6 protein-coding genes and 1 pseudogene are annotated in these 4,930 nt (G+C 54.9%); 4 read left to right on the top strand and 3 right to left on the bottom strand.

Features of this window, described 5'->3' with window-relative positions:
• Positions 1-405: relaxase/mobilization nuclease domain-containing protein (locus CIK74_RS02830; protein ID WP_170947713.1), on the bottom strand; the 405-nt coding region annotated here is incomplete at its 3' end.
• Positions 402-884 (bottom strand): plasmid mobilization relaxosome protein MobC, encoded by a 483-nt coding sequence (mobC, locus tag CIK74_RS02825; protein WP_096254263.1) that lies wholly within the window; start codon positions 882-884, stop codon positions 402-404. The genes mobC and CIK74_RS02830, both read right to left, overlap by 4 nt.
• Positions 885-1,511: 627 nt before the next feature.
• Between mobC and CIK74_RS02820 the strand changes: the two genes are divergently transcribed.
• The 4 genes from CIK74_RS02820 (at position 1,512) to CIK74_RS02805 (ending at position 4,549) form a co-directional block, all read left to right on the top strand.
• The gene (locus tag CIK74_RS02820; protein ID WP_096254262.1) at positions 1,512-2,432 is read left to right on the top strand and encodes a replication initiation protein; all 921 of its coding nucleotides are present in this window, start codon (positions 1,512-1,514) and stop codon (positions 2,430-2,432) included.
• Entirely contained in the window at positions 2,422-2,673 is a 252-nt protein-coding gene (locus tag CIK74_RS02815) for a helix-turn-helix domain-containing protein (RefSeq protein WP_078617992.1), read from the top strand. The genes CIK74_RS02820 and CIK74_RS02815 overlap by 11 nt, the downstream gene beginning before the upstream one ends.
• Before the next feature lie 832 nt (positions 2,674-3,505).
• The gene (locus tag CIK74_RS02810; RefSeq protein ID WP_141392856.1) at positions 3,506-4,288 is read left to right on the top strand and encodes a hypothetical protein; all 783 of its coding nucleotides are present in this window, start codon (positions 3,506-3,508) and stop codon (positions 4,286-4,288) included.
• Positions 4,289-4,306: 18 nt separating this feature from the next.
• Positions 4,307-4,549 (top strand): hypothetical protein, encoded by a 243-nt coding sequence (locus CIK74_RS02805; RefSeq protein ID WP_096254260.1) that lies wholly within the window; start codon positions 4,307-4,309, stop codon positions 4,547-4,549.
• 33 nt (positions 4,550-4,582) lie between these two features.
• Here the strand turns inward: CIK74_RS02805 and CIK74_RS18895 are convergent.
• Positions 4,583-4,930, bottom strand: a pseudogene (locus tag CIK74_RS18895) (mobilization protein); the annotation flags it as partial.

The following is a 4,930-nucleotide window of genomic DNA, read 5'->3' as shown; positions in this document are numbered from 1 at the left end:
CACCTCGCCCACATCGCTAACGCGAGAAACCACGATATGCACGTGGTCATCCCCGTGACGCACCATCACCCACGGATGCTCCGCATACCCCATGTCCTCAGCGAACGACTGCCCAATATCAGCCCAATGCTCGTTCGTGAGTGTCCGATCGCCTTTGGTGTTGCGTAGGGAGGCGTGCCAGACGGGGTTCTTAATCTCCGGACGCGTATTCAATGCCTTCCGCAGTTCGCCCGCCCACCACCGCGGATGAGTCTGCCCCTCGGCGCCGATATTTGACCCAACCACCACACCGCCAGAAACGCGCTGTCCAGCAACCGTGTAGGTGTGTTCGTTCGCTTTGCCCGGCCCGTGCAAATATGCGCCAATGTCCCCAGGATTCTTACCCCGCGTGATTTTCGCGATCACGGCAGCTCACCGCGCACCCGCGCCAATTCCTCACGCGTCGCCTGCACCGCGTCCAGCAGCTCAGCACTGGGCACGGTCTGCCCTGAGTTCACCGCACGCACTAACTGGTTCAGGTTTGAGCCAGCCCGCCCCAGATCTGCACGCATCCGTGCCACCTCTGCCCCAGCGCCCGGGGTGGGGTCCGTGTTCAGTGACTCGAGCAGTCGTTCCCGAGCCCACACCGACACCCGCCGGCCCTCAGCCGCAGCAACCAGCAACTCATACTCCTGGTCCGACAAGGACAGGGAAACACGCTTCGTGCGCGGGTTCTCCACCGTCGGCCGTCCACCCTTGCGCGGCACATAAACCACCCGCGCCGCCTCGGCCGCAGCAGCCTCCGCGGCTTCCCGTTCCCGCCAAGCAGCTTCCTGCTCCGGCGTGCGTACGAACGGGTTAGGCGGTGAAGCTGGGGGTGCTTTCTTCCGAGAAAACAACGCCATAACAACCGTCCTTCCGAAGACCGCGAAGCGGTCGAGAACAAGCCCTCCGCAGGAGCAAGGGGCGATAAGCCGGAACGAAAACTGTCAGCGAGGCACGAGCGGTACGACAGTTTTCCGTTACGGATAATCATACCTTGCATCTGTTTGCGTGCGTCCGACCGTGGAGGATAATGCCGCGCGCAAACAGGGGGCCGGACACGGGACCGACGACCCTCAAGTGCACACGCGGAGGGCGCGGGGCCGGCCCATCAACCGCAGCGAAGCGGAGGTTGATTTCAGGGCACCTGCGAAGCGTGCCTTGGGCGCTAGACGCAAGCGGTGAGAATCGTGGGGCTCACGCTCCCATAGGCACGGCTGAGCGTAGATATACCGGAGCCGCAGAGAGCGGAGTGCAACCAGAGGGAGGTAGAGAGGCTTCAGCCGTTCACGTGTTAGGCCAGTGCGAGGCGGAAGGAGGGGCAGAGCTGTTGGCCGTGCGTGAACGGAGACTCCGAAAGAAGACCAAACGGACTTCGCTGCGCTCAGCGCTCGGACTGCAGAAACATCTGACTTGGCTTCAGATGCCTACTTAGAACACGCCGAAGCGAAATGCACTTCTTTTGAACGCAGGGGTGAAAGGCTGTCTCTATGACCGTCGAGACTAATACGCCCAGCTCAGTTTGGGAGCAGCTGTGGCTGCCTCTACGGCCTTTGGCCTCTGATGATCTAAGTACAGGCATCTACCGCCACACCCGGCCTAAAGCACTGGGTAAACGGTACGTCGAAACTAATCCGCGAGCGATGTCGAATCTTCTCGTAGTCGATATAGACCACGAAGATGCACTCCTCCGCGCGCTTTGGGACCGCGCTGCATGGCTGCCTAACGCAGTAGTAGAGAATCCAGACAATGGTCATGCCCATGCCGTCTGGGCACTCAGAGAACCCGTCACCCGCACCGAATACGCCCGACGTAAGCCCCTGGCCTATGCCGCAGCAGTTACAGAAGCCCTGAGACGCTCTGTAGATGGCGATCAAGGCTACAGCGGACTCATTACCAAGAACCCCACCCACGAGAGCTGGAATGCTTCCTGGTATACGGACAAGCTCTACACTCTCAACGAGCTCGACGAGCATCTCAGTACTGCTGGCTTCATGCCATCTGTTGGCTGGGCCAAGACTCGGCGCAAAAACCCCGTAGGGCTAGGACGCAACTGCTCAATTTTTGAAACCGCACGTACCTGGGCCTACCGCGAAATCCGTCACCACTTCGGTGACGTACAGGGACTATGGACAGCAATCAACAATCAGGTCCATCATCTAAATTCACAGTTCTCTGAACCTTTACCCCGCAATGAAGCTCACCAGATTGCGAAGTCGATCCATCGTTGGATCGTCACGCAATCACGCATGTGGCGCGACGGAGCTGTTACCTACGAAGCCAACTTCATAAACATCCAAGCTGCAAGAGGTCGAAAAGGTGGGATCTCAAGCGGCAAGAGTCGTCGTGAATCCCAAGCGCGGGCACAAACAACACAGGCAATAATCTTGGAGGCACTCAATGAGTCTTGAACGTGTTCCCCGTCAGGGAAGAACAGCACGCGAACTCGCTGAAAAGACAGGGCTCTCAGAGCGAACAATTCGTGCTTGGACTGCCGAACCTCGTGAAGTCTATTTACAACGGGCTGCCCAACGCCATGAGCGCATTAAAGAGCTGCGTGCTGCTGGACTCTCCATGAGGGCAATCTCAAAAGAGGTTGGCATAGCAGTTAGCGCTGTTCACTATGCTCTCCAAAAAGATCAGGCTGCTTAGTTGGCCCAGAGTATGCGCCCTTCCTGGACGATTAATCGTGCCGCCCAAGAATGCGGGGTTTCGCCCTCAACCATCAAACGGCGGTTACGCGAAGGCAAATTCCCCAACGCAGTTCAAGGTGCTGGCGGCGCATGGACGATCCCAGTCCAAGACCTTGTCTTGGCTGGCTTGAAACCAGGAAAACCTGCTCCACCCGAGCAGAAAACTGACCTAGATCACTCAGAAAATGGCCTAGGTCATTGGCCTAGGCCAAATAAAAATGACCTAGGTCAACGACCTAGGTCAGAAGAGCTACTGAACCGTATCAGTGAGCTTGAGCAAGAGCTTAAACTAGAACGCACAAAGCGCGAAAACCTTGAAATCTTGCTCAAAGAACGAGGGGAACACGTCGAATCGTTGAAGCTCGCAATGCGAATGATCGAGCCACCCAAAGAGCATCAAGCATCCCAAAATGACCTAGGTCAACGACCTAGGTCAGGCGAGGCAACTGACCTAGGTCATGACCTACAGTCTGACCTACCCCCAGTTCCATTCTGGAAACGATGGAAAAGGACTTAGCAGCTAGTAAGGGACCCCGTTCATAAAGGGGGCCCTTTGCGCTTAGGGTTCTATATCCGCAACTTCAAATATTCTGGATTTTTAATCCAACAAACTGTTTTTTCTCGAATGCGTCGAATAAGATCGACGACGTTAGGAAAGATGCCCTAAGTTTTCAAGGGCTCAATCTGTCAATTTTCGGAGAACTATGCGCGCAACTCTCACTCTCATCCGAGGTACCAAACTAGTAGGCATTGGAGGTCTTTGCCTTTCTCTGTCCCTCCTTGGCGCTAACATGGCTTCAGCTGCGGAACCAGCACCCCTCGAACTAGAAGAATATTCATCTGACAAACTCATCGTTGATCAGTCCTCAATCGAAGTTTTTGAAGGCAACGCTTCTATGAGCCTTACTTTGCCGGGAAAACCCTCAGAACTGACAACTCCAGATCTAGTGGGAGTGCCAAAAAGTCTGATTGAGCATGTCACAGAGCCTGCTCTAACGACTGAAACGAAAGAGGCTTCGATCTCAAGTTTTGAGACACCGAATGGTTCGCAGACTCTGATTTCAATTGAATCTGCTGAGGCCTCTCACACCTATAAATTTCCCTTTGAAGCCCCATCCGGATCCGTGAGTCAGCTAGAAGAGGACGGCTCAGTAAGCTTCATCAATGATGAGGGCGAGTATGTTGGAGGCATAACCAAGCCATGGGCTTATGACGCTAACGGGCAACAGTTAGAAACTAGTTTTAGCTTGTCAAACGGGGTACTAACCCAAACTGTAGAGTTCGACGAGTCCACTGCTTTTCCCGTCGTAGCAGACCCCAATACGGTCTGGGGTTGGACTGTATGTGCCGCTACAGTGGGTGCCAATCTAATGCCTTGGGGAGCTGCTGCAAAAATTGGGTATAAGTTAGTCAAGCGATTTGGATCCGCCAAAAAGGGCGTAAATATCATATGGCGTGCGTACCACAGCAAAAAGGGCGCGGCCGCGAAGCGAAATGCAGCTATAGCTGCAGCTGGTGGCCTGTTCGCCGAGCTTATTGGCATTAACGATATCAAGCAAAACTGTTTCTCTTAATCTGGAAAGAAGCTCTCAATGGCTACTGAAGCTACCCCAACGTCGCAAAATAAACGTAAGCCGAAAGCTATTCCTAGCGACTACTTCTATCTCGTCCTTGCTCTCTTGGGCCTTTCACAACTTCCTGCTACCTTCCAAACCAGCGGACTGTGGATAGGCCTTCTTCACCTCGGCGCAATCTTATGCTTTACCTATCTCATCGCAGCTGGCAACAAAGGCCGTTTTATTCCTTGGCTAGATCGCGATAATCGCCGTAACTAAGTGTCCGTTGGCTATGAAAGCGCGCTCTTATCGCTATCTTTCATAGCCAACGTCCTTTGAGCGTTCAGATTGTGATGGGACATGTGGCCGCGTAATTTTCTTAGGTGATACAACCGGGCTTCGGGTCGTTGGCGGGTTCGGGAAGCTGGCATCACGCCATTTCGCACGCTGTGCAGCTTTCTCTGCCGCTTCCTGTGCCTCTCGTTCTTTCTGAGCACGTTGCGCTGCAACCAGCTGAGCTTTAAACCGGGCGTTTTCCCGATCCACCAGCACTGGCTGCTTCGCCTGTTCACGCCGTCGTGGCGCGGCCTCCAGCCCATAGGATTTCTCCAGATTGGTGCACGCTGTTTGTGCTGCCCGACGGTCGTTCCTGGCATGCCA

The sequence above is a fragment of the Glutamicibacter sp. BW77 genome (assembly GCF_002332285.1).
Classification (GTDB): Bacteria; Actinomycetota; Actinomycetes; order Actinomycetales; family Micrococcaceae; genus Glutamicibacter; species Glutamicibacter bergerei.
This window is presented reverse-complemented; position numbering and strand designations above follow the sequence as displayed.